This window comes from Kangiella sp. (assembly GCF_048265365.1).
GTDB lineage: Bacteria > Pseudomonadota > Gammaproteobacteria > Enterobacterales > Kangiellaceae > Kangiella.
On sequence record NZ_JBLXBT010000001.1, the window covers coordinates 157,677 to 181,906 of the forward strand.

Genomic DNA, 24,230 nt, shown 5'->3' on the forward strand with positions numbered 1-24,230 from the left:
AACACTATAGTGAGTACTCACCTATGAAAAAAAATCTATTACTCAAATCAGCACTAGCTACTGCGACAATGACCCTGATCGCAGGTGCTGCTAACGCTGAAGAAGAGCAAAATAAAACTGCACCAGCCAGCAAAGAGCAGGCTATTGGCGACTGGAAATTCGACGCAGCATTTCTGTTTTACTCAGAAAGCGACAGTCGTGTTTCTGCGATTGAGCCTGTATTTAATGCCAATAAACGTCTGGATGAAGATGAATACCTCAACTTAAAACTTACCGTTGACTCCCTGACCGGTGCTTCACCTAGCGGCGCGGTTGGCAGCGATCAGCCACTGACTTTTACCCGCCCTTCTGGCAACGCTAGTTATACAGTAAATGCTAATGAGCACCCTTTGGATGACACTTTTAAGGACACTCGCGTAGCTCTGGCTACCAACTGGACTTTCCCTGTTTCCGACACGACCAAGGCGGGCCTTGGCGCCAATATTTCTAAAGAATACGATTACCTGTCAGCTTCTGTAAATGGCAACATCAGTTACGACTTTAATAATCGCAACAGTACCCTGTTTGCCGGTCTATCCTATGCTTTCGACTCGATTGATCCGGTTGGCGGTGCACCGGTTGCTTTTGGTCGGATGCAACCAGTTGGCGATCCGCAGAACAAGCTTAGCGGCAGTCAGGACAAGGACACTCTGGATCTATTGCTGGGCATAACTCAGGTCATTGATCGTGAAAGCCTGTTCCAATTCAATTATTCTTACAGCATGTCGGATGGTTATCACAGTGACCCTTACAAGGTGCTGAGCGTGCTCGATGATCAGGGTAACTACTTTGATGATGGCATTCCGGTTGCTAACGTTTTATTTGAAAGCCGTCCTGACGAGCGCACCAAGCATGGCCTGTTTGGCCGCTATAAACGTTTTATTGACGGCGACATTCTCGACGCTTCCTACCGTTACATGACCGATGACTGGGAAATCGATTCGCATACTGTCGATCTCAAGTATCGCTTCACTCTTGATAATGGCGACTACTGGCAGCCGCATGTCCGCTATTACACGCAAACTCAGGCCGATTTTTACCAGCCATATTTGCGCCAGGATCAGGCTTTACCGCAATTCGCTTCAGCGGACTATCGACTGGCTGAGTACGATGCGATCACTGTGGGTTTGGAATACGGCATGAAGACAGCCGCAGGCAATCAATGGCGCTTCTCGCTAGAGATGTATAACCAGACTCCAACAGAGCCGGAAAAATTTGGTGCGCTACAGCAGCAAACCTTGTTACCGGATTGGAATGCCGTTATGTTAAGAGTCAATTATTCTTTCTGACAACATTTTCGCCCATGAACGAGGCATTGCACTCAATTGCCTATAAAGACTCGCAAGGTTTCATTACTGGCCACTTTACCGCCATGGCGGGACCTTGCGAGGTCATTATCGAAACTTCGGATCAGGCTCTGGCCGACAAAGTGACCAAGACTGTTGCCGACGAAGCCTGGCGCATTGAAAGCACCTTCAGTCGTTACCGCACAGACAATATCATTTACCGAATCAACAATGCGAACGGTGAGCCTGTTGGGGTCGATGCGGAAACGGCGCGACTGCTGGATTTCGCCGATCTCTGCTTTCAAGTGAGTGATGGTATGTTTGATATTACATCAGGTGTACTGGGCAAGCTCTGGAAGTTTGATGGCAGCTCCAATATCCCGGCCCAGTCCGAGATTGATAAACTGCTACCTAAAATTGGCTGGGATCAGGTGTCATGGTCAAATCCAAAACTGCAGATTCCAGCGGGCATGGCGCTCGACTTTGGCGGTATCGGCAAAGAATATGCGGTAGATTCTGCCGCCACACTAGCGCGTGCGATAACTGATTGTCCTGTGTTGATCAATTTCGGCGGCGATATTGTGGCAACTTCAGCCCCCATCAGTCGTCAGCATTGGCTGATTGGAATTGAGCCATTGGTGCTTGGGCAAAACAAAGTTCCGCCCAAAGTCGCCTTAAAGCATGGCGGTGTTGCCACCAGTGGCGACAGCAAGCGCTTTTTGCTGCATCAGGGCAAAGTGTTAAGTCATGTGCTTAACCCGAAAACCGGTTGGCCAGTTGCCGATGCACCAGCATCAGTTACGGTTCTGGCCAGTAACTGCACCCAGGCAGGCATGCTATCGACCCTCGCCATGCTGCAGGGAAAGGACGCCGAACAATTTCTCACTGCGCAGGAAGTTGAGCACTGGATACAGAGGCGATAACCGCAAATCGCTTATATTTACGCTGTTTTAGCGGATTATTTACAGAAAGCTGACACTGGCTTTCATGAATTTACATACAGTTCACCTGGCTTTGCGTAAAATAGCTCGCTATAACACTGAGTGAACTGCAATTAACCGTCACCAATAGGCCATTCTAGACATGATAATCGGCATGAAAAATTTGATTCAATTCTTATTCCTGATACTCATCAGCTTCGCTTCTTTGAACTCTCAGGCGGCTCAGATTGATCTGAACAGCCTGCTTGGTGAAGAGGAGGAGTTGCTACGAGTCGACGATGCTTTCGTACTTCAGGCCGAAGTTCTCGATAACACCGTTCTGGTCAAATTCGAAATCGCCGAAGGCTACTATATGTACCGTGAGCGCTTTGGTTTCAAAAGTGACGATGCCACTCTTGGCGAGCCATTGATTCCAGAAGGCCTGGAAAAAGATGATCCTTATCTGGGTCAGACTGAGGTTTACTACAACTTCATCGAAATTGCGGTGCCTTTTTCAGATGCAACCAATCCAATGGCTCTTAGTATCGATTTTCAGGGATGCGCCGAAGATCGCCTTTGTTATCCGCCAACTACTCGCGAGGTAGTGCTTGAGGTTCCCGCCTCTACATTGGCGCTAGTTAATAGTAGTGGTGAGCGTGCTATTGGTGAAAAGGACACAAGCAACAAAAAAGCATTCGTCAGCGAACAGCAAAGCTTAATAGATGACCTTGAACAAAAGAATGCGTTCTGGAACTTCTTTAAATTTATTCTGATTGGTTTAGGGCTGACTTTCACCCCTTGTGTGTTCCCGATGATTCCTATCATTTCAGGCATTATTGCTGGACAGGGCAAAGATATCACCACCCGCAAAGCCTTTGGTCTTGCATTGAGCTATACCCAGGCGATGGCCATTGTCTACGCCATTCTCGGTGTTCTGGTTGCTCTGGCGGGACAATCCTTATCCGGTTACCTGCAAAATCCCGTTTTCGTTATTGGAGCAGCGATTGTCTTTGTCCTTCTATCGTTATCCATGTTTGGTTTTTACGAATTACAACTTCCAGCAGGGTTACAGGCAAAGCTTGCCGCCAAAAGCAATAGTCAAAAATCAGGCAGCTATATTGGCAGCGCCATCATGGGCGCAATCTCAGCGTTGATTGTTTCACCCTGTGTTACTGTGCCACTGATCGCCATATTAATTTACATCGCACAATCCGGCGATGTGGTTCTAGGCGCTGCTTCACTCTATGGACTCGGTGTTGGAATGGGGATTCCGTTAATCCTGATTGCCGTCACTGAAGGCCGTTTCTTGCCAAAAGCTGGCAACTGGATGAACGCCATAAAAGCGGTGTTTGGTGTCGCCATGTTGGCCGTTGCTTTGTACTTGGTAAAACACCTGCTGGCAAACAGTATCTATATGTATGGCTGGGCATTACTGGCACTGATTCCGGGTTATTACCTGCTCAAGAACCAGCTTCCTAATCTTGGCTGGAGAAATCTTTTTGCCGGACTTGGTCTAGCCTTAATGATTTACGGAGCACTACTAGTAATTGGCGGCGCGCAAGGTAACCGCAACCTGTTACAACCGCTTGGCCAATCGTACTCCATGATGACCACAGAATACTCAGAGATGGCTGAAGGCCCAGCCCAGATGAAATCCTCAAGCACACTGACAGATAGCTCTAAGCCGCACCTTCAATTTGAACGAATTAAAACTCTATCTCAGCTGGAGCAACGTGTCGCCGAAGCGAACGCTCAGGGTAAAACCGTGATGGTCGATTTCTTCGCCGAATGGTGCGCGTCATGCTATGAATTCGAAGCCCTTGTATTTACTGACGCAGCCGTTCACGATGCCTTAAGCAATACACTGTTATTGCAGGCAGACGTCACCGCCAATGATCAACAGGATGTCGAACTCATGAACGCTTTTAAAATACTCGGCCTGCCCAGCATTATATTTTTCGACCTGCAAGGAAATGAACTTCCTCAATACAGAGCTAATGGCTTTGAAGAAGCGGATGTTTTTGTAAGGAGAATTGAAGCGGCGTTTGGGTTGTAGGTTTTCACCTCTTTTCATCTCCGCGAAAGCGAGTGACCGTAAAAGCCACTCAAAGAGAAGGCTTCGCTCGGATTCATAAACTCATTCCAACTTCCTTGCAAACTAACTTTCATAAAAAAAAGCCGGCTTACGCCGGCTTTCTCCTTGGCTTATTACACACTAAGGGGTTTTTACTAAGCCAAAACTGTTGCGGATTTTTTGCTTTGCCTTATCACGCAATGAACGAGTAACCATTTCTTGCTCGATGAAGACTGTTTTCTGACGTGGTTTGGTCTGTGACCAGATGACGCCAAACAGGACCAGTCCTGCTGCTAGATATTGTACGCCGTTGAGGGTTTCGCCTAATAAGGCCCAACCAAAGAACAAGGTACCTAGTGGTAACAGGTTCATAAGACTACCGACCTGGCTTGCCGGCATGGTTTTGAATGCAAAGTTGTAGCAGGTGAAGGCGAAGATGTTGACGCCGAAGGCGAGGAACATGATGGCCAAGACTGCTTCGGCTGATACATCAAAACTTAATGGTGCACCTTGCACGAAAATTAACGGCAGGAAGAAAATACTACCCATCACAGTTTGCAGTAATGTTAAGAATATTGGCGAATAACGTTGCGCTAGTTTACGCGCCAATAAACAGTAGCCAGTTGCCGCTAAAATGGCGCCAAACTCAAGGGCGTTACCCAGCATGGGGTTGGAAGCATGTTCGCTGGAGGTACCAGCCAGTGTTAACCAAACGACGCCAACAACCGCGATAACACAGCCAATTAGCAAGCGGCTATTGAGCTTCTCTTTCAACAAATAGTAAGCACCCACTGCCACTAGAAGCGGCTGTAGTGCTGTGACCATGCCGGCTTCTGAGGCGGTAGTGTAGGTTAGTGCATAGCTTTCAAAGATAAAGTAGAGGCACGGCTCGCACAACGCTAATAGAAGCAGTAGCCACCAGTCGCCTTTCTGATATTGCTGCTTTTTGGCCATTGGCGGCAAAAAGAAGATCAGTACGGCGGTGGCCAGTATCATGCGCAGGAATACCGTCATAATCGGCCCAAACTCGGCAATAGCTAACTTCATCGCTACAAAAGATGCCGACCATAGTACGACTGCCAGGATTAACCCTGCCATCGCCAGTTGTTTCTGAGGTAGTTTTGTCATGATATGCCCTGCCCAAACTAATCAATAACATGAAGGCGGGCATTGTATGAATTTCGTTCAGATAAGAAAAACGATCTTTTTTCATCTCTATCATAAATTAAAGTTATGGCAGGCCTTGTAAGATATAAGCAAATACAATGAAGGATGTTAGATAAGTTGAGGGGAGGCAATCTTTACTGGGTAGCTATTAAGCAAAAGCATGGCTCTTCCTTCTCACAAGGAAGGCCATGGGCGGATAAATTAATAACTCAATCTACTATGGCAAATTTTCAAGCCACAGCTTCTGTTTCTTCTAGTAGCTCTAAGCGGTATCCATGCTGATAAACCGTTTTAATCCGATACAGACCATCACCTTTAATATTCAGCTTCTTTCGTAATGAGCTGATATGAGCATCCACCGTTCGCGTACTGATGTCGCAATCGATGCCCCATATCTTCTTTAGCAGAAACTTTCTTGAATAGAGGCGTCCCGGGTTGCGTAGGAATAAGGCACCCAGCTCGAACTCTTTTGAGGTGAGGTTAATCGGTTTTCCTTTCAAAGAAATCTCTTTGAGCCCCAAAGAAACCTGATATGGGCCAAACTCAAAACAATCCTGATGCATGGTATAACGGGCATTTTGTACCAACTTATTGGCACAACTCAGTAACGTATTGGGTTGGATGGGGCGGGTTAGGAAATTATCTCGATGGTGTGCACAGGCTTGATGCAATCCTTCCTCATCATCTTTATCGGCGATAAAGAGTATCGGCCCATGCCATTGTAAGAATTCACGAACCTGTTCTAACATCCAAACTGTGGTGTCGTCATTACGCCACTCTATAATCAGCAGGTCGAACTCTTCAGCTTCGAGTTGCTTGAGAAGATGTTTTCTATCAATTCCGACATAACATTGATAGCCAGCATCTTTTAATACTGCTAAATAAGGTTCGTCAAACTCCAGCTCTTGAACCAAATGTAGCACTTTTGGTAACTTTGACATCGTTAAGTACTCCCTTTCTTGTTCTCTCTTTACTGCTCGCTTGAGAATCCGTGTAAATGTGTCATCTCCGCTTTGTCATTCCGTAAAAGTCTGATGCCTTTTTGTGCTGTATAAAATTTATACGCATCTACTACACTAGCAGATTCTATTGAAATGTAAAATTATTCATTTGGTCATTTTTTTATTGAACTAAATCCCGCATCAGCAAGCCACTTTATTACTACTCCGACCATTAAGATTAAATGTGGTTATTTGCGTCTAACTTACTGTAAAATGCACCATCTTATTTTTTGCTTACTGCGTCACAATGGAACGGCTTTAAATCAGCGTTCCAAGTCGATAAACTGGCTTTTCAGCGAAAATAACCGAAAATAAGCTAACTTTACTGTTACTTTGCTCTTGCTTTGGTACTTATATGTCTCATATTTTGCTTTTACATGGTCCAAATTTGAATCTTCTCGGTCAGCGCGAGCCTGATGTTTATGGCAGTGACACCCTGGAGAGCATCAATCTGGCCGCTAAAAAGCAAGTGGAAGCTGCAAATTTACGCTTTTCAAGCCTGCAAAGTAACTCAGAAGCTGAGCTGATTAACGCTATTCAGCATGCAAAAACCGACAATGTGTCGCTAATTGTTATCAACCCTGCTGCTTTCACTCATACCAGCGTTGCTTTACGTGATGCTCTGTTAGCAGTCGATATTCCTTTTATTGAAGTGCATCTATCCAATCCCCATCGCCGCGAAGCTTTTCGACGTCACTCTTATTTTAGTGATGTTGCGCAAGCCGTGGTGGCCGGTTTTGGGTCGGACAGCTACCGCTACGCCATTGATGCAGCCATTAAAACCCTACAACATTAATAGGTAGTGATTATGGATTTACGAAAAATTAAAAAGTTAATTGAATTGGTCGAAGAATCAGGCGTTGCCGAACTTGAGATCCAAGAAGGCGAAGAGTCGGTTCGTATTTCGCGCCACAGCTCTAGCGCACCTGCGCCAATTCATTACTCAGTCCCACAAGCAGCACCGCAGCAACAAGCACCAGCACCACAGCAAGAGAGTGCTCCTGCTGAAGCTGCTGAGCCTGAAATGAGTGGCCACATTATCCGCTCACCAATGGTCGGTACTTACTATGCTGCTCCATCTCCAGGCGCTAAAGATTTTGTCCAGGTTGGCCAACAAGTTAAAGCAGGCGATGTTCTGTGTATTGTTGAAGCCATGAAAATGATGAATCAAATCGAATCGGATGTTACCGGTACGGTTAAAGCAATCCTTGTATCCAATGGCGAGCCTGTTGAATATGACGAGCCAATGTTCATCATTGAGTAAATCCTGTGGCTTGAATTAGCCCGATGAATTAATAGGACACTGAATATGTTAGAAAAAGTGGTCATAGCCAATCGCGGTGAAATTGCCTTGCGCATATTGCGTGCCTGCCGCGAGTTGGGAATCAAGACCGTCGCCGTGCACTCAACCGCCGACGAAGACTTGATGCACGTACGTCTGGCCGATGAGTCAGTCTGTATCGGTCCCGCTTCAGCGCAATTGAGCTACCTGAATATCCCTGCGATTATTTCGGCAGCAGAAATTACCGATGCCGTTGGTATTCACCCAGGTTACGGCTTCCTTGCCGAGAATGCTGATTTCGCCGAGCAGGTCGAGCAAAGCGGCTTTACCTTTATCGGTCCCAAGGCAGATACCATCCGCCTGATGGGCGACAAGGTTTCTGCAATTGCTTCGATGAAGAAAGCCGGTGTACCTTGCGTGCCTGGCTCAGACGGTCCATTAGGTAACAACGAAAAAGAAAATATAGCCATGGCAAAACGCATTGGCTATCCGGTGATCATCAAGGCTGCCGGTGGCGGTGGTGGTCGTGGTATGCGCGTAGTACGCAAAGAAAGCGAATTAGTCAAAGCAATTGAGTTGACTAAAGCTGAAGCTGGATCTGCTTTTAATAATGACATGGTTTACATGGAGAAATTCCTGGAAAACCCACGTCATATTGAAATTCAGGTTTTAGCAGACAGCCACGGCAATGCTATTTACTTAGGTGAGCGCGACTGTTCGATGCAGCGTCGTCACCAGAAAGTAGTTGAAGAAGCTCCAGCTCCAGGTATTTCTGAACAAATGCGTCGTCATATTGGCGAGCGTTGTGTTCAGGCCTGTAAAGAAATTGGCTATCGCGGTGCCGGTACTTTTGAATTCTTGTATGAAAAAGGTGAGTTCTTCTTTATTGAAATGAACACCCGTGTTCAGGTTGAACATCCAGTAACTGAACTGATCACCGGCGTTGATATCATCAAAGAACAATTGCGTATTGCCAGTAACCAACCTCTGTCATTCAAGCAAGAAGATATTAAGTTGAATGGTCATTCGATTGAATGTCGTATTAACGCAGAAGATCCGGATACTTTTATACCATCACCGGGCGTTATTCAGCGTTATCATGCACCAGGAGGCCCTGGTATTCGTATCGACTCGCATATTTATGCAACCTACAAGGTGCCGCCTTACTACGACTCAATGATCGGTAAATTGATCACGCATGGTGAAACTCGTGAAGTTGCTATTGCGCGTATGCAGATGGCCTTAGAAGAAATCGTTATTGATGGAATCAAGACTAATATTCCATTACAAAAACGAATTCTTGCTGACGCTAATTTCCAGAAAGGTGGTACGAATATTCACTATCTGGAACAGCATATGTTTGCTGAGAAAGAGTAAGCTTCTTTAGCTAAGTAACTACTGCACCTCATTAAGCCGCTCACTGCCTTATTGGAATCAGTCGAGCGGCTTTTTTTCTTTAAAGAATAAAGGCTAGGAAGCCTTAGATTTACCTGCCTCAATCTCTTGTTGTTCTTGATAAGCCGTTAATAATAAATCCCGTACATAATCATTTCGTGCCGACGACACTTGTCGGCGACTCGATTCTTCTGCTGCAGATTTCCAGTCTTCAATTTTAATAGCGCCATTAAACTTCGGCCAAGCTGAACGTAAGTTGGTCATGCCTAAATTAAAAATCATATCGAACAAGGTCATTTGCACTTCATCGGGAAATTTGTCGAAGTCTCTGTAAAAGCCGTTCTTTCGGTTATAGAACCGGGATAATTCACTATGGAAACTTTTGATATGATTTAGCAGTAATTTATCGATATCCTCATCAAGCATGAGCAGTCGAGTAAATTGCTTGTAGTAGCTGGCTTTATAGCGGTACAGAGTGTCAGGTCCATTCAATTGCACAAACTGGTATTCGGCTTGTTTCTCTTCAGCGGTAGCCTTACGCAACCACCAGCCAAACATTCGAGGTATATACAGGGGAAGTTCTGCGGCGGCGGCTTCAGAAGTAACCTGATGACCGATGCCAATGGTTACTTTGCCAACAGAATCTAAATAGAAATGATCGACACGACCTTCGAGCCTTTCTATCTGCTCGAGCAATACATCCTTTACGCTGTCCTTAAGCGACATAATGACTCCTTGTTCCGTATGCAGCCTTCACTCTTGGTGAAGGCGACTAACTTCTCTGTCAGCCTTACTTAAGTTATAACAAGTTACCCATTCTAATACAATGAGCCGATTAGTAGATCCGGCTCTTTCCCTCAAAATAGCCGCAAATTCTCATTTTACAATTAAACGTCATTACGAGAGAGATTATTAGTCATGACAATCTGTTAATAGGATTTACCTTAATCTCTTCCCATACGAACTCCTTTCCAATGCTCGCAACGACAAGATTTTCCGACATGATGAGGCCTTTATATAAAGTCGAACCAAATTTGGAAAAGCATTCTTAACTATCTTCATCCATCCTTATTCTAAAAGATATATTCTCAAAATTGCTTTCTGGATCGGAGATTTTATTTTGTTCACTTAATAATCCCTCTGCCCCTAGTTTGATAGCAATATCCAGAATAAGGTCATTGCGTAAATCCTCGTCGTTATATAGTGGCACGGTAGAATAAAATTCAATATCACACACTGCATCTTTGCATTGAACCTGATTCACTTGCAGTTTTTTTTCAGCAAAAAATTGTTCGAAATCATCTTCCGTAAAACGTATGAGTAGGTCATTTCGGTAATCACCGTCATACTTAACTGTTGCCTCCTCATAACCAGCTTGATCATCAAGATGCATCCCATTATTCTCATTAACCGCCATAGAGTCGTGAGCCTTACCTTGATTTCCTTCATTCGTTTCTTTCTTGTTATTCGCCATTTTCGGTTCATGGTGTGACGGCTTTTCTACTTCACTTTGTTCTTTTTCAATCTTTGGCGACACTTCTAAATCTACCTCTTTAGAAGGTACAGCTAATTTCTTTCCGCTTTTTTCATCCTCATAGATAAAAAGAATAAAGCTAGCAGTAATTGCTGCTAGCATTAAAAACATTAATATTTTTTTATTCATAAAGACAAATCCTTACGGCTCTCTTGTATAAAATGTCTTTACATAAAGGTTTCCGTCATCTCCCCTCATCAAACATGTCATATTGCCTTGAGGGGTAGGTTTGCACTCTACAACCTCATCTGCATGAGCGACTTGAGACAAGTTACTCAGTAAAAACAAACTAAAAGCCAATATTGATAGAAACTTCATTAGATTCTCCCTGCTATATGATATTATTTATAAGTTTTATTAGTGCCATAAATATATGGACTTTGCAAAATTACACTATCTCAAACCCTGTTGCAACTTAAAGCTTTTGCTCAATAATTAACTATCACTTATTTGATATTTTCTTATAATACATTCAAACTCAATACCCACAGACTCTGCATGGCCTGGATTCAACTCAAACTCGATTACAAAAACCCTGATGCTGATTCATTAAGTGATTATTTAATGGAGCTAGGGGCGCTGGCGGTAACCTTTCTGGATGCCGAAGATAAACCTATTCTCGAACCGAAACCAGGCGAAACACCGCTATGGGAACATCTTGTGGTATTAGCGCTATTTGAGGCTGATACTGACACAAACTCCATCGACAGCGACATTCAGTCTCATGAATTTGCGAAGCATATTGGTGAGCAATACGAATGGGAAATTATTCGCGATCAAGATTGGGAGCGCTCATGGATGGAGAACTTCAAGCCAATGCAGTTTGGCGAGCGGGTCTGGATCGTGCCCAGCTGGTGTGAAGTGCCTGAGCCTGATGCGGTGAATATCAAGCTCGATCCAGGCTTGGCTTTTGGCACCGGAACTCATGCGACAACCGCATTGTGTCTGCAGTGGCTTGATGGAGCAGATTTGACCGACAAGACAGTCATCGATTACGGCTGTGGCTCCGGTATTCTAGCCATTGCCGCTCTGCTACTTGGAGCAGAAAAAGTCTATGCGGTCGATATTGACCCGCAGGCGATAGAAGCCACCAAGCAAAACCTTGAACGTAATGGCATTCACAGTAACCGACTGGTGTTAGGTCTGCCTGAACAGGTAGAGCTACCTCAGGCAGATATTCTGGTTGCCAATATTCTGGCCGAACCTTTGCGCCAGTTGGCAGAATCTATTGCAAATTCGGTGCAAGTCGGCGGTAATCTGGTATTATCAGGCCTGCTTGAAACTCAGGCTGATGAATTAAACAGCCTTTACAGTCAATGGTTCGAGATGGATGATGCCAAAGTTCAGGAAGACTGGGCGCGTTTATCAGGAACCAAAAAATCTTAACCATGTGGTTTTGAGCTTTTTATTATTTAAGCTGTTCTATGGGGTAGTCATTTCAGATCTATGAGCGAAACCTTTTTAACCAACTGTCCGCACTGTAAATCAGTGTTCAAATTGCGTCGCGAGCACCTTGAGGTGGCGTCCGGGCATGTACGTTGTGGTAATTGTCATTCTTTATTCCTAGCCACCGATTCCTTGGTGTCGCTTGATAAAGAAACGCAAAAAGCACAAATGGAGGATACGGTTGAACAGGCAGAAGACAAGATCATTAACAAGTCTATCCCAGAGTTAACCGACGAAGACAAAAGCGAACATTACGAGCTAGCGATAGAAGCCACTCCAAGCATGGCTCCGTACCTTTTTAAATGGTTCTTCTATACAGTTGCTGGCTTAATCATGATTTTTATTGCGCTATGGTTTCTCTATATTTGGCCCAATAAAATGGTCTTATCACAAGATACCAGCTGGCGTCCCGTACTGCAGACTTCCTGTAAAGTATTCCAGTGTGTAGTACCGCCGCTGCAAGACTTGAAGCAATATCGAGTCAGCTCAATTGATGTCTCCGAAAACCCTGGAGGGCAAAAAGAAGTTAGCATGGTATTAAAGAACTTAGCCAACTTTGCCCAACCGTTCCCTAAAATTCAGGTTATTTTGAGCGATATTAAAGGCAATCAATTCAAAAGCCCGATTTACTCACCCGAGCAATATCTGCCCGAAGTGAACCATAATGCCCTGATCCAGCCGAACCAATCGGTACAAATAGGCTTCAGCTTCACCAGCAGCCTTGAGCATTATAGTGGCTACCAAGTAAAATTGGTTCAGTAGGTTTGGTGCTGTTGACCGCACTCTGCATTGATTGAGATTAACCTACCTTCGAAGGGATTCCCTTCAGCCACACATTTTGATTGCTACATACTATAAGCCATGATTTTGTGGGCAAGGGACAACGAACAACTAAATTGACATTTGATAAGTGCTTTCCCCATAAGCCTTTGAACTCTTTATTGTCAAGCAAAAAATTGACGCTTTTTTATACAATTTCCGTTCAAAAAACAATTTAAAGCGTGTATGATCGGCCACCTTAAATTCAACCCTGATGGCGCTTATGCGAATTGGTCCTTATCAACTAGACAATCCGTTGATCCTGGCGCCGATGGCGGGTGTGACTGATCGTCCGTTCCGTCAACTTTGCAAAGAGCTTGGGGCTGGCCTGACCGTTTCTGAAATGATCGCTGCCAATCCAAAGCTTCGTAATACGCGAAAGAGTATCCAGCGTAGCAATCATCAGGGAGAGCCAGGCATCCGCTCTGTGCAGATTGCCGGTGCTGAGCCAGATATGTTAGCTCAGGCCGCGCAATACAATGTGCAAAATGGTGCTGAAATTATCGATATTAATATGGGATGTCCCGCCAAGAAGGTCTGTAAAAAGGCCGCTGGTTCAGCGCTTTTACAAGATCCGCAACTGGTGGAAGACATCCTGAATGCCGTTGTGGCCGCGGTTGAGGTTCCGGTCACTCTTAAGATCCGCACTGGCTGGAATCATGATAACCGTAACGGTGTTCAGATTGCGCAGATCGCGGAACAGGCAGGCATTCAGGCGCTGGCGGTTCATGGCCGCACCCGCGCCGATAAATATCTGGGCAGCGCTGAGTACGATACGATTGCAGCGATTAAGCAATCAGTATCCATCCCAGTGGTTGCCAATGGCGATATCACCAGCCCCGAAAAAGCCAAGTTTGTTTTGGATTACACTGGCGTTGATGGGTTGATGATTGGTCGCGGCGCACAGGGTAACCCGTGGATTTTTCGCGAAGTCTGGCACTATCTGCAGACTGGCGAGAAACTGACACCACCCAGCTGGCAGGAAGTGCGTCAGGTGTTACTCGGCCATATCGCCGCTTTGCACGAGTTTTATGGCGCTGTGATGGGTCCTCGTATCGCACGCAAACATGTTTCCTGGTATTTGCAAGAACAGGCAGATGCCAATGAGTTTCGTCGAACCTTCAATGCCATCGACGATGGTACTGAACAGTTGGGCGTTTTAGACCGTTATTTTGAACAAAAGCAACAGGCTATAGCAGCATGACTATCTTTGATACAAATCTAACTCGAGAAAGTAACAACCAAGACAACCCTGTAGACGGTAACTCGTTTGCATCAAACCCAACTTTGCGTGAGCACGTTGCCATGTCAATGCAGAACTATTTAAAGCAGATGCATGGTCAGCCGCTAAGCGAAGTATATGACTTGGTTCTAACGCAAGTTGAAGAGCCATTGTTACGCGCCATTATGGACTATACGCGCAACAATCAGACTAAAGCCGCCCAGGTTTTAGGTCTTAATCGCGGAACCTTGCGTAAGAAGCTTAAACGCTACAATCTTCTGTAACACAAACAGTCACCTCAAATTAGGGTTCGTATCAGAACCCTAAATTTTTTAAGGAGCTACCATGTCTAACTATCGCCCAGTCAAGCGCGCGTTGATTAGCGTTTCTGACAAAACTGGTGTAGTTGAATTTGCCCAAGCCCTTGCCGATAAAGGCATCGAAATATTATCAACTGGTGGTACTGCAAAATTGATGCGCGACAATGGCATCACAGTCACCGACGTTGCGGATTACACTGGCTTTCCTGAAATGATGGATGGCCGTGTTAAAACCTTACATCCTAAAGTTCATGGCGCTATCCTGGGTCGTCGCGGTATGGACGATGACGTCATGCAAGAACATGACATCATTGGTATCGATCTTGTGGTCGTGAACCTCTATCCTTTCGAAAGTACTATTGCTCGCGCCGATGCGACCCTTTCTGATGCGATTGAGAATATTGATATTGGCGGACCAACCATGGTTCGTTCTGCCGCCAAAAACCATCAAGACGTGACTATCGTCGTTGAAAATGATGATTTTACCGAAGTGGCACGTCAAATCACTGATAATGGTGGCGTTGATCTACCGACTCGCTTCCGTTTAGCGGCTAAAGCTTATGCGCATACCGCTCGTTATGACGCAGCGATCTCCAACTATCTTGGTGTGCAGGCAGCTGACGATAACAGCGAATTCCCGCCGACTTATTCTGTGCAATACAAGAAAGCGCAGGATATGCGTTATGGCGAAAACCCGCATCAGACTGCTGCTTTCTATGTTGAGCACAATCCACAGGAAGCCAGCGTGGCGACCGCCAAACAGATTCAGGGTAAAGAGCTATCCTTTAATAATGTGGCTGATACCGATGCTGCGCTTGAATGCGTAAAAAGCTTTGAAGAACCAGCTTGCGTTATCGTTAAGCATGCCAATCCATGTGGTGTGGCGATTGCTGATAACATTGGACAGGCCTACGAATTAGCTTTCCAGACTGACCCAACCTCAGCTTTCGGCGGCATTATTGCCTTTAACCGCGAATTGGATGGCGATACAGCTAAAGCCATCGTTGACCGTCAATTTGTCGAAGTGATTATCGCGCCAAAAGTGTCTGCAGAAGCTAAAGTGGCTGTTGCCAGCAAGCAAAACGTTCGCTTACTTGAATGTGGCGAATGGGAATCATCACTTACCGCACACGACTTCAAACGTGTCAATGGTGGCCTGTTAGTGCAAGATCGCGACCTCGGCATGGTTTTTGAAGACGATTTACGCATTGTCAGCAAGCGCGAGCCAAGCAAAGAAGAAATGCGTGATTTGATGTTCTGCTGGAAAGTGGCGAAATACGTTAAATCAAACGCGATTGTTTACGCACGCAATGGCCAGACTATTGGTGTTGGCGCGGGTCAGATGAGCCGTGTCTATAGTGCGAAAATCGCAGGCATCAAAGCTGCCGACGAGAACCTTGAAGTTAAGGGCTCTGTGATGGCATCTGATGCTTTCTTCCCATTCCGTGATGGTATTGATGCAGCGGCTGAAGCAGGTATTACTGCAGTGATTCAGCCTGGCGGCTCGATTCGCGACGATGAAATTATTGAAGCGGCCAACGAGCATGGCATGGCCATGGTCTTCACTGGCATGCGTCACTTCCGTCATTAATAAGTGTTTGCTATAGGAATTGATATGAACGTATTGATTATTGGTAGTGGTGGTCGTGAGCATGCTTTGGCATGGAAAGTTGCTCAATCCGCTAACGTTGACACTGTATTTGTAGCACCTGGCAATGCCGGTATTGCGCTGGAAGATAAAGTGCAGACGGTTGCAGTTGGCGCTGAAGATATTGATGGCTTAATCGCTTTTGCTAAAGACAACAAAGTCGAGCTGACTATTGTTGGTCCGGAAGCTCCGCTAGTGATTGGCGTAGTCGATGCCTTTACTGAAGCTGGCCTTAAATGCTTTGGCCCAACCAAAGGTGCGGCGCAACTGGAAGGCTCAAAAGCCTTTACCAAAGACTTTTTAGCACGCCACAAGATTCCAACGGCTGCTTACCAGAACTTTACCGAAATCGAACCAGCCAAAGCCTACGTTCGCGAGATGGGTACCCCAATCGTGATTAAGGCCGACGGTCTGGCGGCTGGTAAAGGCGTTATTATTGCGCAAACCATCGAACAGGCTGATGAAGCGATTGACGATATGCTGGCGGGCAATAAGTTTGGTGATGCCGGTCATCGTGTAGTGGTTGAAGAATTCCTGAAAGGCGAAGAAGCCAGCTTCATCGTGATGGTTGATGGTAAAAATATTTTGCCATTGGCAACCTCTCAGGATCACAAAGCTCGCGACAATGGCGACACAGGCCCCAATACAGGCGGTATGGGTGCTTACTCCCCTGCTCCGGTGGTCACGCCTGAAATGCATGACCGCATCATGCAGCAAGTCATTATCCCTACTGTAGAAGGTATGGCTGCCGAAGGTCATCCTTACACGGGCTTTTTATATGCTGGCGTAATGATTGATGCAGATGGCGTACCGAAGGTCTTGGAATATAACTGCCGCTTTGGTGACCCAGAAACTCAACCTATCATGAGCCGTCTGCAATCAGACCTTGCTGAACTCTGTTTAGCGGCTCTCAGTGGCAAGCTGGACACAACCACTGCCGAGTGGGATTCGCGCGCAGCAGTGGGCGTGGTTATGGCAGCTGGTGGTTATCCAGACAGCTACCATAAAGGCGATGTGATTCACGGTCTTGATACCCTGTCTGGCGCTAAAGTATTCCATGCTGGTACCGCAGAAAAAGACGGTCAGATCGTAACTAACGGTGGTCGTGTCTTATGTGTGGTAGCACTGGGAGACTCAGTTACTGAAGCGCAAACCAAAGCTTATGCCGGCGTTAAACAAATCTCATGGGATAATGTTTATTACCGAACTGATATTGGACATCGAGCGATAGCACGCGAACAGGCAAAATAAAACCAGTTCATTTGACCAATAATCAAAAAGCCTTAGACTATGTCTAGGGCTTTTTTTATGGCCGAACCGTTTTAAGTCACTACATGGATAGCCTCATTTGATTAAAAAAATTCTAAAATGGATTGCATGGATCAGCGCCTCTCTGGCGTTGCTCCTATTAATTGCCTATTGGACTTCACCCTATTGGGTGCCCGGTCAGCTGGCGAAATTTTTACCACCATCAATCAAACTCGAATCACTCGATTTGGAACGTCCAGGCCTGACTCGAACCAAAGTTAAGCATCTTACTCTACAGATTGATGGACCGAATACGGTTGCCATAGAACTTAACAATACCGAACTTCGTTATTCTTTATGGCGTCAAAAATTGCTGGACGTATCTGCTGAAAAAGCCATTATCAAATTATCCTCATCAGAGGAAAAACCCAGTAACGCCAGTTTTCAGCTACCTCAGACCATCAACCTTCCCCATCTGCCGATCGATCAGTTATCTATTGAGCAAGTTGAACTGCAAGGTTTTGTCGGACAGAACTTTCAGATTTCCGATATTCAGTTCAAAGCTGACGATAACGAGTTACGCTTAAATAGCCAAATTGCATGGATGAGTCTGAATTTTGATCTGGCTGCGAAGATTCAACACAGCAACCAGTCTCTTGAGTTGCTCGACCTAAAGGTGCAACAAAACGACAATCAACTGACCCTGAGTGCATCACCTTTATCTCAATCAGGCTGGCAGCTTGACCTGTCTGGTGAAATCGAGCAAATTCCGTTCATCCAAATTTATTCGGCTGACCTCGACACTATCAGTTTTGATCTGGCCACCACTATTCAGCAAACCGCTGACAAACAGTTTGTAGCCACACTTCAAGCAAACAGCAGACTGGAAATCCCAGTACAATTTAATCCGGCATGGTTTGAGCAAGAGGTCCCAAGTTACGCTAAGGAATACGGCTTAACTTTAGATATGCAAAAGCTTGATAAAAAGGTTACGTTTGAATTGGTTGCTCGCGACGATACCCAGCTCGATTTAAATCTTGAAACACAATCTCTAAAAGCCAATGGCCAGTTGGAGCTCACTGCTAACAACAAAAACCTGCAAACCACAACTTCAATTGACAGTATCCATCTTGACTTGGCAAAAACGACTGCTGCATCCGAGCAAACAGCATCCGCTCACATCATTGCAGACCTTAATTTACCTAAAATCAGTTATCACAATACTGTTAATAGCTTTAACTCAAGCTCTCTTAAGGCTCATATCGATGCTTCAGCACATTTGCAAGATGGCAATCTTCAACTTAAAAGTCAGCAGTTAAATCTAAACCTGGATAACAGCATACTGAAAGGTAAAGGGTACACCGTTAATTTACCAACCCACCAATGGCAAGGGGCAATAGACTGGACGCAAAACCTGACGACCACGCTAAGCGAGCCCAATAAAGCTCAAGCATCAACTGCAACCGTTAAAAAACTCAGCCTAAAATTGGTTAAGCCGATCGATCTTAAACTTGCTTTAAACGACGAAACTGTCAGTGCCAACCAGTTCGCTGCCCAAATCAATCTTACTAACAACATTTTCAAAGCCAACTATTCCGCGAATGAGTTTTCGCTTTCAAAACAACCTCTAAAATTACGTAAAGTTAAAGGTAGCCTTAGTCCTGATGCAACAAATGCAGCTATCAATGGTGCGCTTGAGTTTGATCAGGCCAGTTATCTTACTGATAATATTGCGGTGGATTATGTCAGCGGTAAATTCGATTGGAAATTGTTAAAGCAGTCATTTACTGCAAAAGGATCGTTGCTGCAATCACAAAACACCATTCCAATACGCTATGTCTATAAGCTTAAAACTGGAGAGCACGACCTACAGATTGATCGTTCGAGCTTGCCGATGCTGACCCTGAAAAGTTGGACGCCATTTTTAAATGCCTACCCAGCATTACAGGTCACAGGAGGTGATCTCAATATCAAAAAAGTTTCGGGCGATCCGCTGAAACTCCTTTTCGAAGGCAATCTCAGCATCAATGATTTAAGCCTGCTTTACGATAAGTTGGCTCTTAACAAAGCTACCATTACCGACAACCTGAGCAAGCAATCATCCTTGCAAGGCTCCGTCAATGCCAAAGTTGACAGCATCCAAATCGCTGCTGGTATCGCTATTACCAACCTTAATCTTAAGCTCGAGCATACCGCTACCGACTATCGTTTCCATGATATCAGCGGTCAATTATTGGGGGGCACTATTAGCATTCCACGTTTTGATATGCACAAAACATCAATCAAACCTTTTACCTTAATGCTATCCAGTATCAACCTGCAAAAACTGTTATCAGCGCTAGAGAGTGAAAAACTATCGGTTACCAGCGACTTTGATATTATCCTGCCGCTCATCATTAAACCTGACAGTCGGCAAATTACTAATGGCACTTTTATCAGCAAAAAACCGGGAGTTCTTAAGTTGAAAACTGACGCGGCTAAACAAGCCAACATAGCCTTCCGGGCAATGGAGAATTTCCACTATAAAGAACTCAGCGGCACTATCGATTACAGCAGTGAGGGTGATTACACTATTACCTTATATACTCTAGGTTCGAATCCCGATGTTTATAATGGCTTCCCGATCAAGCTGGATCTTACCTTGCGTGGCAACCTGCCTAACCTGCTTTACTCCATGCTGATAACCGGAGACATGGCGACGCCTGTATTGGATGATTTAAAACAGAAGGATTTGCTCAAAATTCAGTGATGATTCATGTTAAGCTCGTACAATATGAGTTATCGTAAGTTAACTATCTGTGTAAGGAACCAGTATGAAAAACATCGGATTACCCACTTTGCTTGCTGCAGCCAGCCTTTCTGTTATGGCAACTGCTTGCACAGTAAAGCTGGAAGCGCCAGATAAGCCTATCCACATCATTGGTGACTTCACCATTAAACATGAAATTGTGGTTAAGGTTGAACGTGAGTTGGATAAGGCCTTGAGTGAAGACTCAGGGTTATTTTAGGAGAAGCCACTATGAATTTATTACGAAAATCTTTACTGACACTATTAGCCACATTCTTGGTAGCTGCTCAAGCCATGGCCCTGGATATTGGTAACTTGAAGGATCAAGGTGTGGTTGGTGAAATGTCTACAGGTTATGTTGGAATTGTCATTTCAAATCCAAGCACAGAAATCCGCTCTTTCGTTCAAGACATCAACAATAAAAGACGCGCTATCTATGCTCAGGAAGCTCGCAAAGCCAACATTACTTTAGCTGAGGTTGAAGCAATCGCGGCGAAACGAAACCTGGAAAAAACTCAGCGCGGCCACTACATCAATATGAATGGCTCGTGGCGCAAAAAGTAATCTACTTTTTGTAAGCTATATAATTAAGCCTTCGGTTGTGTAGCTACAATCGAAGGCTTTTCTTTATACGTTTGCCACCAAGATTCCAATTGTGGAAACTTCGTTTGCCATTGATAGTCCGAATGTCTAAAGCCTAAATATTCAAGCACCGTGACCAAGTTAATATGAATCGCTGAAAAATCACTCGGCAATTCATCCAGTCGTTGCTCAAGATAAGCTAATCCTCGGTCAATACTTTTAATAAATCGTTTCTGCCAAAAGTCTGACTGTTCCTGTAGCTCACGCATTTTATCCTGCTGCCAGGCAACAGCCGAATCCAATAAGCCACGCGTCAAAGAATACAAGGTCTTTAAATGCCAATCGTTGCTAACCGCTTTAAATAATCGATTGTCAGCTTGAGAGTCCAGATACTCACATATCACCTGACTATCAAATATCGCATCGCCTCTATCATCAATTAGACAAGGAACCTTGCACAATGGATTAGCTTCAATCAATTCAGCAGGATTTTCAAAAGGATGCTGAAAGACCTCTTCTACTTGCTCGTTTAAACCAAGCTCTTGCACAAAGATTCTTGCAGTACGAGCATAGGGAGATGCGGTAGAATATATCAGTTTCATTAGAGGCTCCTTTAATTCTCTCAATCAGTTGGCAACGACAGCACGACCTTCAGCCCATCGCCTAAGCACTACCATTTTTTCTGCCATTACTTTAGATAGCGGGCTGGTAGCTGCAACCTCACCTAACAATGTTTCATCACATAATGGCTTATCACCATAATGCGCTGCATATAAACCAGCGATGACTGCCTGTTCAATTTCCGCCCCGCTAAAGCCTTCAGTAGCCTCAGCAAGTTTTGCTAAATCAAACAGTTCAGTATCTTGCTTGCGCTTACTTAGATGTATTCTGAATATCTGCTGGCGAGAATCAAGATCTGGTAAATCGACAAAAAAGATTTCATCCAATCGGCCTTTGCGCACTAACTCAGGTGGTAATGCAGAAATATCGTTTGCGGTTGCGACAATAAAAATCGGCAACTTGTTTTCCTGCATAAAGGTCAACATGGTGCCCAAAACTCGTTTCGAAGTTCCGCCATCGTTATCACCCGTTGAAATGCCTTTTTCAACTTCATCCAGCCATAAGACACATGGCGCCATCATTTCAGCAAGCTTGAGTGATTCTCGTAAATTCTTTTCGCTTTCACCGTGCCACTTGCTGTAAAGCGCACCAAAATCCAGACGCAACAGCGGCACTCCCCACATTCCAGCAACTGCCTTTGCGGCTAAAGATTTCCCTCCGCCTTGCACTCCTACCAGCATAATCCCTTTCGGTTTATCCAGGCCCAAGTCCTGTTCGCTGATAAATATTTTACGGCGCATTTCCAGCCACTGCTTAAGCTTTGTCATACCGCCCACATCGGCAAAATGCGCAGTCTCATATTCATAATGAACCGCACCTTCCAAATCCAATAATTCATATCGGGCGCGATTAACCTTATCCATTTCATCTTCGGTAATGGCACCATCATCATAAATCAGATTACGAATAATCTGCTGAGCGTCACTCAACGTCAGTCCAGTTAAGTTTTGCACTAGTCGTTGCATAGTTGGCTTGTCCGTTCGAACTTTCTGCCCTTGATTATTGAGCGCCCAACGAGTTGCTTCAGCATGAATCAACTTTTCCAATTCTTGATGACTCGGCAAACGCAAATCAAATTTTGCAGAAAAACGTCTTATTTCTTCTGGCAACTTCAACTTGTGGCTAACCAGTACCAAGGTTTGATGATGCTTTTGAAACTGTAGGGCAATATCTTTGACTAAACGTATCTGCTCAGGGTGCTGCTCATCAAGAAAGGGATGGAAATCATAGAGTACATAAATGCCAGGTCGCTCCATGCGCTTTATATGCTTTAAGCAATCGTCTGGCTTCTGAGTACTGTCCAGTGGTGCGAAATGCGACTTGGTTAATTCAATCCTTCTCAGCCCCTCGGTCAGATGCCAACCAAACAGTGGCTTTTTGAGCTTGATTGCAACTTTAGTGAGCAGCTCTGTGACTCTGCTTTCTTCATGCGACTCAATAACAATGATGGGGTTTTTGGATTCGATTAATATTGCCAGATCGTTTTTTTCTAATGTTTCGCCCATAATGACTAATATACCCGTCTCTATATCTTTTCTATCCTTGACCTCTCCCTCCAATCGGCTGTCGCCCCTGGATAAGCCAAGATTAACTTTCTTATCATTTATCGCTACAATGGTAGCCCTTGAAGCCACTAAGTTTAGCAGATCTATGCGCCAATACAGCTTTTTTGATCGACTTTGTCTGGTCGCAGACTCAGCGCTGAAAACCACTCGGGGCATTTATGATGCCAAGCCTAGGCCAACTCCTGCACATGACATTGACGAGTCCAAAATGTCTTATCAGGAAAAGAGGCATGCCGCGAGCCTGATGCGTATCAATCATACCGGTGAAGTCTGCGCCCAAGCACTGTATCAAGGGCAGGCACTGACCGCCAAGCTACCCAATGTTCGCGACAAGATGGAGCAGGCCGCACAGGAAGAGGTGGACCACCTTGCCTGGTGTAGTGAACGTATTCATGAACTTGGTAGCCGTGAAAGTCTACTCAACCCTTTCTGGTATGCCAGTTCCTTCACGATTGGCGCATTAGCCGGCATCGCCGGCGACAAATGGAGTTTAGGCTTTGTTGCTGAAACCGAATATCAGGTCTGCCGCCACCTGGATGATCACCTTGAAAAACTCCCGATTCAGGACAGTAAAAGCCGCGTCATATTGCAACAGATGCGCGAAGAAGAACTTAAACATGCCACTACCGCACTTGAACATGGTGGTGCAGAGCTACCAAAACCGATAAAAGGTGCTATGGGACTGATGTCAAAGATGATGACTTCTAGCGTCTATTACATCTGAGTTACAACGCTAATTAGCCATTTACGTTATCTACTAAAAATATCTACCAAAGAATTGATCTGAATCACTTGGCACTATAGTAGTGCCAATAGTAGAATGCAAACAACAATCATTCTCAACAAGGGTTCAGCATGTCAATTCGTAAAGCATTCACCGTAATAATTCTTGTAGCAGCAACAATATCAGTTGCTCGTGCAACAGATGTCCGACACTTCAAGGGCGAAAAGCCTGAAACCATGGCCGAAGCAGTCGCTATTCTTGAGAAATACAATGCACAGCTGGAGGGTCGCATCAAATACGAGCTAACCCCCTACACTATGGCGGAAATTCATCAGATGTCATACAGCCTGGAAAATGCTCTCCAATTTATCGAAGAACACTTGGACAAAACTCAGGAAAATCTGGAGAAAGTTCACATTGCATCGGAAACTAATGACCCGGAAACAGTGCAACAAAAAGGCAAAGAATATCTACAAGGAACTAAAAAGTTAATAGGTAAGTAACCTAATAACGCACATAAAAAAGGGTAGCACATGGCTACCCTTTTTT

23 protein-coding genes are annotated in these 24,230 nt (G+C 45.0%); 17 read left to right on the forward strand and 6 right to left on the reverse strand.

The window, feature by feature from the left end; all coding sequences use genetic code 11:
• The first annotated feature begins 23 nt into the window (after positions 1 to 23).
• From ACN0VI_RS00745 to dsbD, 3 genes are all read left to right on the forward strand, one after another.
• Positions 24 to 1,328, forward strand: coding sequence for a DUF3570 domain-containing protein (locus ACN0VI_RS00745; protein WP_417445423.1), 1,305 nt, complete (start codon positions 24 to 26; stop codon positions 1,326 to 1,328).
• 14 nt (positions 1,329 to 1,342) lie between these two features.
• Entirely contained in the window at positions 1,343 to 2,248 is a 906-nt protein-coding gene (locus ACN0VI_RS00750; protein WP_417445424.1) for an FAD:protein FMN transferase, read from the forward strand.
• A 172-nt stretch (positions 2,249 to 2,420) separates the two neighbouring features.
• Entirely contained in the window at positions 2,421 to 4,301 is a 1,881-nt protein-coding gene (dsbD, locus tag ACN0VI_RS00755) for a protein-disulfide reductase DsbD (RefSeq protein WP_417445425.1), read from the forward strand.
• A 159-nt stretch (positions 4,302 to 4,460) separates the two neighbouring features.
• Here dsbD and ACN0VI_RS00760 read toward each other — a convergent pair whose 3' ends face one another.
• Together ACN0VI_RS00760 and ACN0VI_RS00765 are read right to left on the reverse strand one after the other, a co-directional pair.
• A complete protein-coding gene (locus tag ACN0VI_RS00760; RefSeq protein ID WP_331892235.1) occupies positions 4,461 to 5,447 on the reverse strand; it encodes a DMT family transporter in 987 nt (328 codons plus the stop codon).
• A gap of 269 nt (positions 5,448 to 5,716) precedes the next feature.
• Positions 5,717 to 6,427, reverse strand: a complete 711-nt coding sequence (locus ACN0VI_RS00765) for a winged helix-turn-helix transcriptional regulator (protein ID WP_417445426.1) — start codon at positions 6,425 to 6,427, stop codon at positions 5,717 to 5,719.
• A gap of 415 nt (positions 6,428 to 6,842) precedes the next feature.
• Here ACN0VI_RS00765 and aroQ point away from each other — a divergent pair, with 415 nt between their 5' ends.
• From aroQ to accC, 3 genes are read left to right on the forward strand one after another with little or no spacing between them, the layout of a single operon-like run.
• Positions 6,843 to 7,283 carry a type II 3-dehydroquinate dehydratase gene (gene aroQ / locus ACN0VI_RS00770; RefSeq protein ID WP_417445427.1) on the forward strand — a complete coding sequence of 147 codons (441 nt, stop codon included), beginning with the start codon at positions 6,843 to 6,845 and terminating at the stop codon, positions 7,281 to 7,283.
• A gap of 12 nt (positions 7,284 to 7,295) precedes the next feature.
• Positions 7,296 to 7,751 (forward strand): acetyl-CoA carboxylase biotin carboxyl carrier protein, encoded by a 456-nt coding sequence (gene accB, locus ACN0VI_RS00775; protein WP_417445428.1) that lies wholly within the window; start codon positions 7,296 to 7,298, stop codon positions 7,749 to 7,751.
• Between the two features lie 45 nt (positions 7,752 to 7,796).
• Positions 7,797 to 9,146 (forward strand): acetyl-CoA carboxylase biotin carboxylase subunit, encoded by a 1,350-nt coding sequence (gene accC / locus ACN0VI_RS00780; RefSeq protein WP_417445429.1) that lies wholly within the window; start codon positions 7,797 to 7,799, stop codon positions 9,144 to 9,146.
• A gap of 93 nt (positions 9,147 to 9,239) precedes the next feature.
• Here accC and ACN0VI_RS00785 read toward each other — a convergent pair whose 3' ends face one another.
• Both ACN0VI_RS00785 and ACN0VI_RS00790 read right to left on the reverse strand, forming a co-directional pair.
• A complete protein-coding gene (locus ACN0VI_RS00785; RefSeq protein ID WP_417445430.1) occupies positions 9,240 to 9,890 on the reverse strand; it encodes a hypothetical protein in 651 nt (216 codons plus the stop codon).
• A 322-nt stretch (positions 9,891 to 10,212) separates the two neighbouring features.
• Entirely contained in the window at positions 10,213 to 10,827 is a 615-nt protein-coding gene (locus ACN0VI_RS00790; protein WP_417445431.1) for a hypothetical protein, read from the reverse strand.
• Positions 10,828 to 11,196: 369 nt separating this feature from the next.
• Between ACN0VI_RS00790 and prmA the strand changes: the two genes are divergently transcribed.
• The 9 genes from prmA (at position 11,197) to ACN0VI_RS00835 (ending at position 20,753) form a co-directional block, all read left to right on the forward strand.
• Positions 11,197 to 12,084, forward strand: coding sequence for a 50S ribosomal protein L11 methyltransferase (gene prmA / locus ACN0VI_RS00795; protein WP_417445432.1), 888 nt, complete (start codon positions 11,197 to 11,199; stop codon positions 12,082 to 12,084).
• A gap of 60 nt (positions 12,085 to 12,144) precedes the next feature.
• Positions 12,145 to 12,906 (forward strand): zinc-ribbon and DUF3426 domain-containing protein, encoded by a 762-nt coding sequence (locus ACN0VI_RS00800; protein WP_417445433.1) that lies wholly within the window; start codon positions 12,145 to 12,147, stop codon positions 12,904 to 12,906.
• 280 nt (positions 12,907 to 13,186) lie between these two features.
• Positions 13,187 to 14,167: a tRNA dihydrouridine synthase DusB gene (dusB, locus tag ACN0VI_RS00805; RefSeq protein ID WP_417445434.1), complete on the forward strand. Its 981-nt coding sequence runs from the start codon at positions 13,187 to 13,189 to the stop codon at positions 14,165 to 14,167.
• Positions 14,164 to 14,469 (forward strand): DNA-binding transcriptional regulator Fis, encoded by a 306-nt coding sequence (gene fis, locus ACN0VI_RS00810; RefSeq protein ID WP_012800185.1) that lies wholly within the window; start codon positions 14,164 to 14,166, stop codon positions 14,467 to 14,469. The genes dusB and fis overlap by 4 nt, the downstream gene beginning before the upstream one ends.
• Positions 14,470 to 14,530: 61 nt before the next feature.
• Positions 14,531 to 16,096, forward strand: a complete 1,566-nt coding sequence (gene purH / locus ACN0VI_RS00815) for a bifunctional phosphoribosylaminoimidazolecarboxamide formyltransferase/IMP cyclohydrolase (RefSeq protein ID WP_331892244.1) — start codon at positions 14,531 to 14,533, stop codon at positions 16,094 to 16,096.
• Positions 16,097 to 16,120: 24 nt separating this feature from the next.
• Positions 16,121 to 17,404, forward strand: coding sequence for a phosphoribosylamine--glycine ligase (gene purD, locus ACN0VI_RS00820; protein WP_331892245.1), 1,284 nt, complete (start codon positions 16,121 to 16,123; stop codon positions 17,402 to 17,404).
• 97 nt (positions 17,405 to 17,501) lie between these two features.
• Complete coding sequence (locus ACN0VI_RS00825; RefSeq protein WP_417445435.1) at positions 17,502 to 20,150, forward strand: intermembrane phospholipid transport protein YdbH family protein; 2,649 nt, start codon at positions 17,502 to 17,504, stop codon at positions 20,148 to 20,150.
• 64 nt (positions 20,151 to 20,214) lie between these two features.
• Positions 20,215 to 20,409 carry a YnbE family lipoprotein gene (locus tag ACN0VI_RS00830; protein ID WP_331892247.1) on the forward strand — a complete coding sequence of 65 codons (195 nt, stop codon included), beginning with the start codon at positions 20,215 to 20,217 and terminating at the stop codon, positions 20,407 to 20,409.
• An 11-nt stretch (positions 20,410 to 20,420) separates the two neighbouring features.
• A complete protein-coding gene (locus tag ACN0VI_RS00835; protein WP_417445436.1) occupies positions 20,421 to 20,753 on the forward strand; it encodes a YdbL family protein in 333 nt (110 codons plus the stop codon).
• A 23-nt stretch (positions 20,754 to 20,776) separates the two neighbouring features.
• On the opposite strand, the gene ACN0VI_RS00840 is transcribed toward ACN0VI_RS00835, so the two are convergent.
• Both ACN0VI_RS00840 and ACN0VI_RS00845 read right to left on the reverse strand, forming a co-directional pair.
• Complete coding sequence (locus tag ACN0VI_RS00840; protein ID WP_417445437.1) at positions 20,777 to 21,373, reverse strand: glutathione S-transferase; 597 nt, start codon at positions 21,371 to 21,373, stop codon at positions 20,777 to 20,779.
• Positions 21,374 to 21,397: 24 nt separating this feature from the next.
• Positions 21,398 to 22,897, reverse strand: coding sequence for an AAA family ATPase (locus ACN0VI_RS00845; protein ID WP_417446549.1), 1,500 nt, complete (start codon positions 22,895 to 22,897; stop codon positions 21,398 to 21,400).
• 145 nt (positions 22,898 to 23,042) lie between these two features.
• Here ACN0VI_RS00845 and coq7 point away from each other — a divergent pair, with 145 nt between their 5' ends.
• Positions 23,043 to 23,681 carry a 2-polyprenyl-3-methyl-6-methoxy-1,4-benzoquinone monooxygenase gene (gene coq7 / locus ACN0VI_RS00850; protein ID WP_417445438.1) on the forward strand — a complete coding sequence of 213 codons (639 nt, stop codon included), beginning with the start codon at positions 23,043 to 23,045 and terminating at the stop codon, positions 23,679 to 23,681.
• Positions 23,682 to 23,812: 131 nt separating this feature from the next.
• A complete protein-coding gene (locus ACN0VI_RS00855) occupies positions 23,813 to 24,184 on the forward strand; it encodes a DUF6746 family protein (RefSeq protein WP_417445439.1) in 372 nt (123 codons plus the stop codon).
• The last annotated feature ends 46 nt before the right edge of the window (positions 24,185 to 24,230 follow it).

Bases quoted from the DNA above. Each gene is read 5' to 3' on its own strand.
- ACN0VI_RS00745 (WP_417445423.1), top strand. From the start codon at position 24: ATGAAAAAAAATCTATTACTCAAATCAGCACTAGCTACTGCGACAATG.
- ACN0VI_RS00750 (WP_417445424.1), top strand. From the start codon at position 1,343: ATGAACGAGGCATTGCACTCAATTGCCTATAAAGACTCGCAAGGTTTC.
- dsbD (WP_417445425.1), top strand. From the start codon at position 2,421: ATGAAAAATTTGATTCAATTCTTATTCCTGATACTCATCAGCTTCGCT.
- ACN0VI_RS00760 (WP_331892235.1), bottom strand. From the start codon at position 5,447: ATGACAAAACTACCTCAGAAACAACTGGCGATGGCAGGGTTAATCCTG.
- ACN0VI_RS00765 (WP_417445426.1), bottom strand. From the start codon at position 6,427: ATGTCAAAGTTACCAAAAGTGCTACATTTGGTTCAAGAGCTGGAGTTT.
- aroQ (WP_417445427.1), top strand. From the start codon at position 6,843: ATGTCTCATATTTTGCTTTTACATGGTCCAAATTTGAATCTTCTCGGT.
- accB (WP_417445428.1), top strand. From the start codon at position 7,296: ATGGATTTACGAAAAATTAAAAAGTTAATTGAATTGGTCGAAGAATCA.
- accC (WP_417445429.1), top strand. From the start codon at position 7,797: ATGTTAGAAAAAGTGGTCATAGCCAATCGCGGTGAAATTGCCTTGCGC.
- ACN0VI_RS00785 (WP_417445430.1), bottom strand. From the start codon at position 9,890: ATGTCGCTTAAGGACAGCGTAAAGGATGTATTGCTCGAGCAGATAGAA.
- ACN0VI_RS00790 (WP_417445431.1), bottom strand. From the start codon at position 10,827: ATGAATAAAAAAATATTAATGTTTTTAATGCTAGCAGCAATTACTGCT.
- prmA (WP_417445432.1), top strand. From the start codon at position 11,197: ATGGCCTGGATTCAACTCAAACTCGATTACAAAAACCCTGATGCTGAT.
- ACN0VI_RS00800 (WP_417445433.1), top strand. From the start codon at position 12,145: ATGAGCGAAACCTTTTTAACCAACTGTCCGCACTGTAAATCAGTGTTC.
- dusB (WP_417445434.1), top strand. From the start codon at position 13,187: ATGCGAATTGGTCCTTATCAACTAGACAATCCGTTGATCCTGGCGCCG.
- fis (WP_012800185.1), top strand. From the start codon at position 14,164: ATGACTATCTTTGATACAAATCTAACTCGAGAAAGTAACAACCAAGAC.
- purH (WP_331892244.1), top strand. From the start codon at position 14,531: ATGTCTAACTATCGCCCAGTCAAGCGCGCGTTGATTAGCGTTTCTGAC.
- purD (WP_331892245.1), top strand. From the start codon at position 16,121: ATGAACGTATTGATTATTGGTAGTGGTGGTCGTGAGCATGCTTTGGCA.
- ACN0VI_RS00830 (WP_331892247.1), top strand. From the start codon at position 20,215: ATGAAAAACATCGGATTACCCACTTTGCTTGCTGCAGCCAGCCTTTCT.
- ACN0VI_RS00835 (WP_417445436.1), top strand. From the start codon at position 20,421: ATGAATTTATTACGAAAATCTTTACTGACACTATTAGCCACATTCTTG.
- ACN0VI_RS00840 (WP_417445437.1), bottom strand. From the start codon at position 21,373: ATGAAACTGATATATTCTACCGCATCTCCCTATGCTCGTACTGCAAGA.
- ACN0VI_RS00845 (WP_417446549.1), bottom strand. From the start codon at position 22,897: ATGGGCGAAACATTAGAAAAAAACGATCTGGCAATATTAATCGAATCC.
- coq7 (WP_417445438.1), top strand. From the start codon at position 23,043: ATGCGCCAATACAGCTTTTTTGATCGACTTTGTCTGGTCGCAGACTCA.
- ACN0VI_RS00855 (WP_417445439.1), top strand. From the start codon at position 23,813: ATGTCAATTCGTAAAGCATTCACCGTAATAATTCTTGTAGCAGCAACA.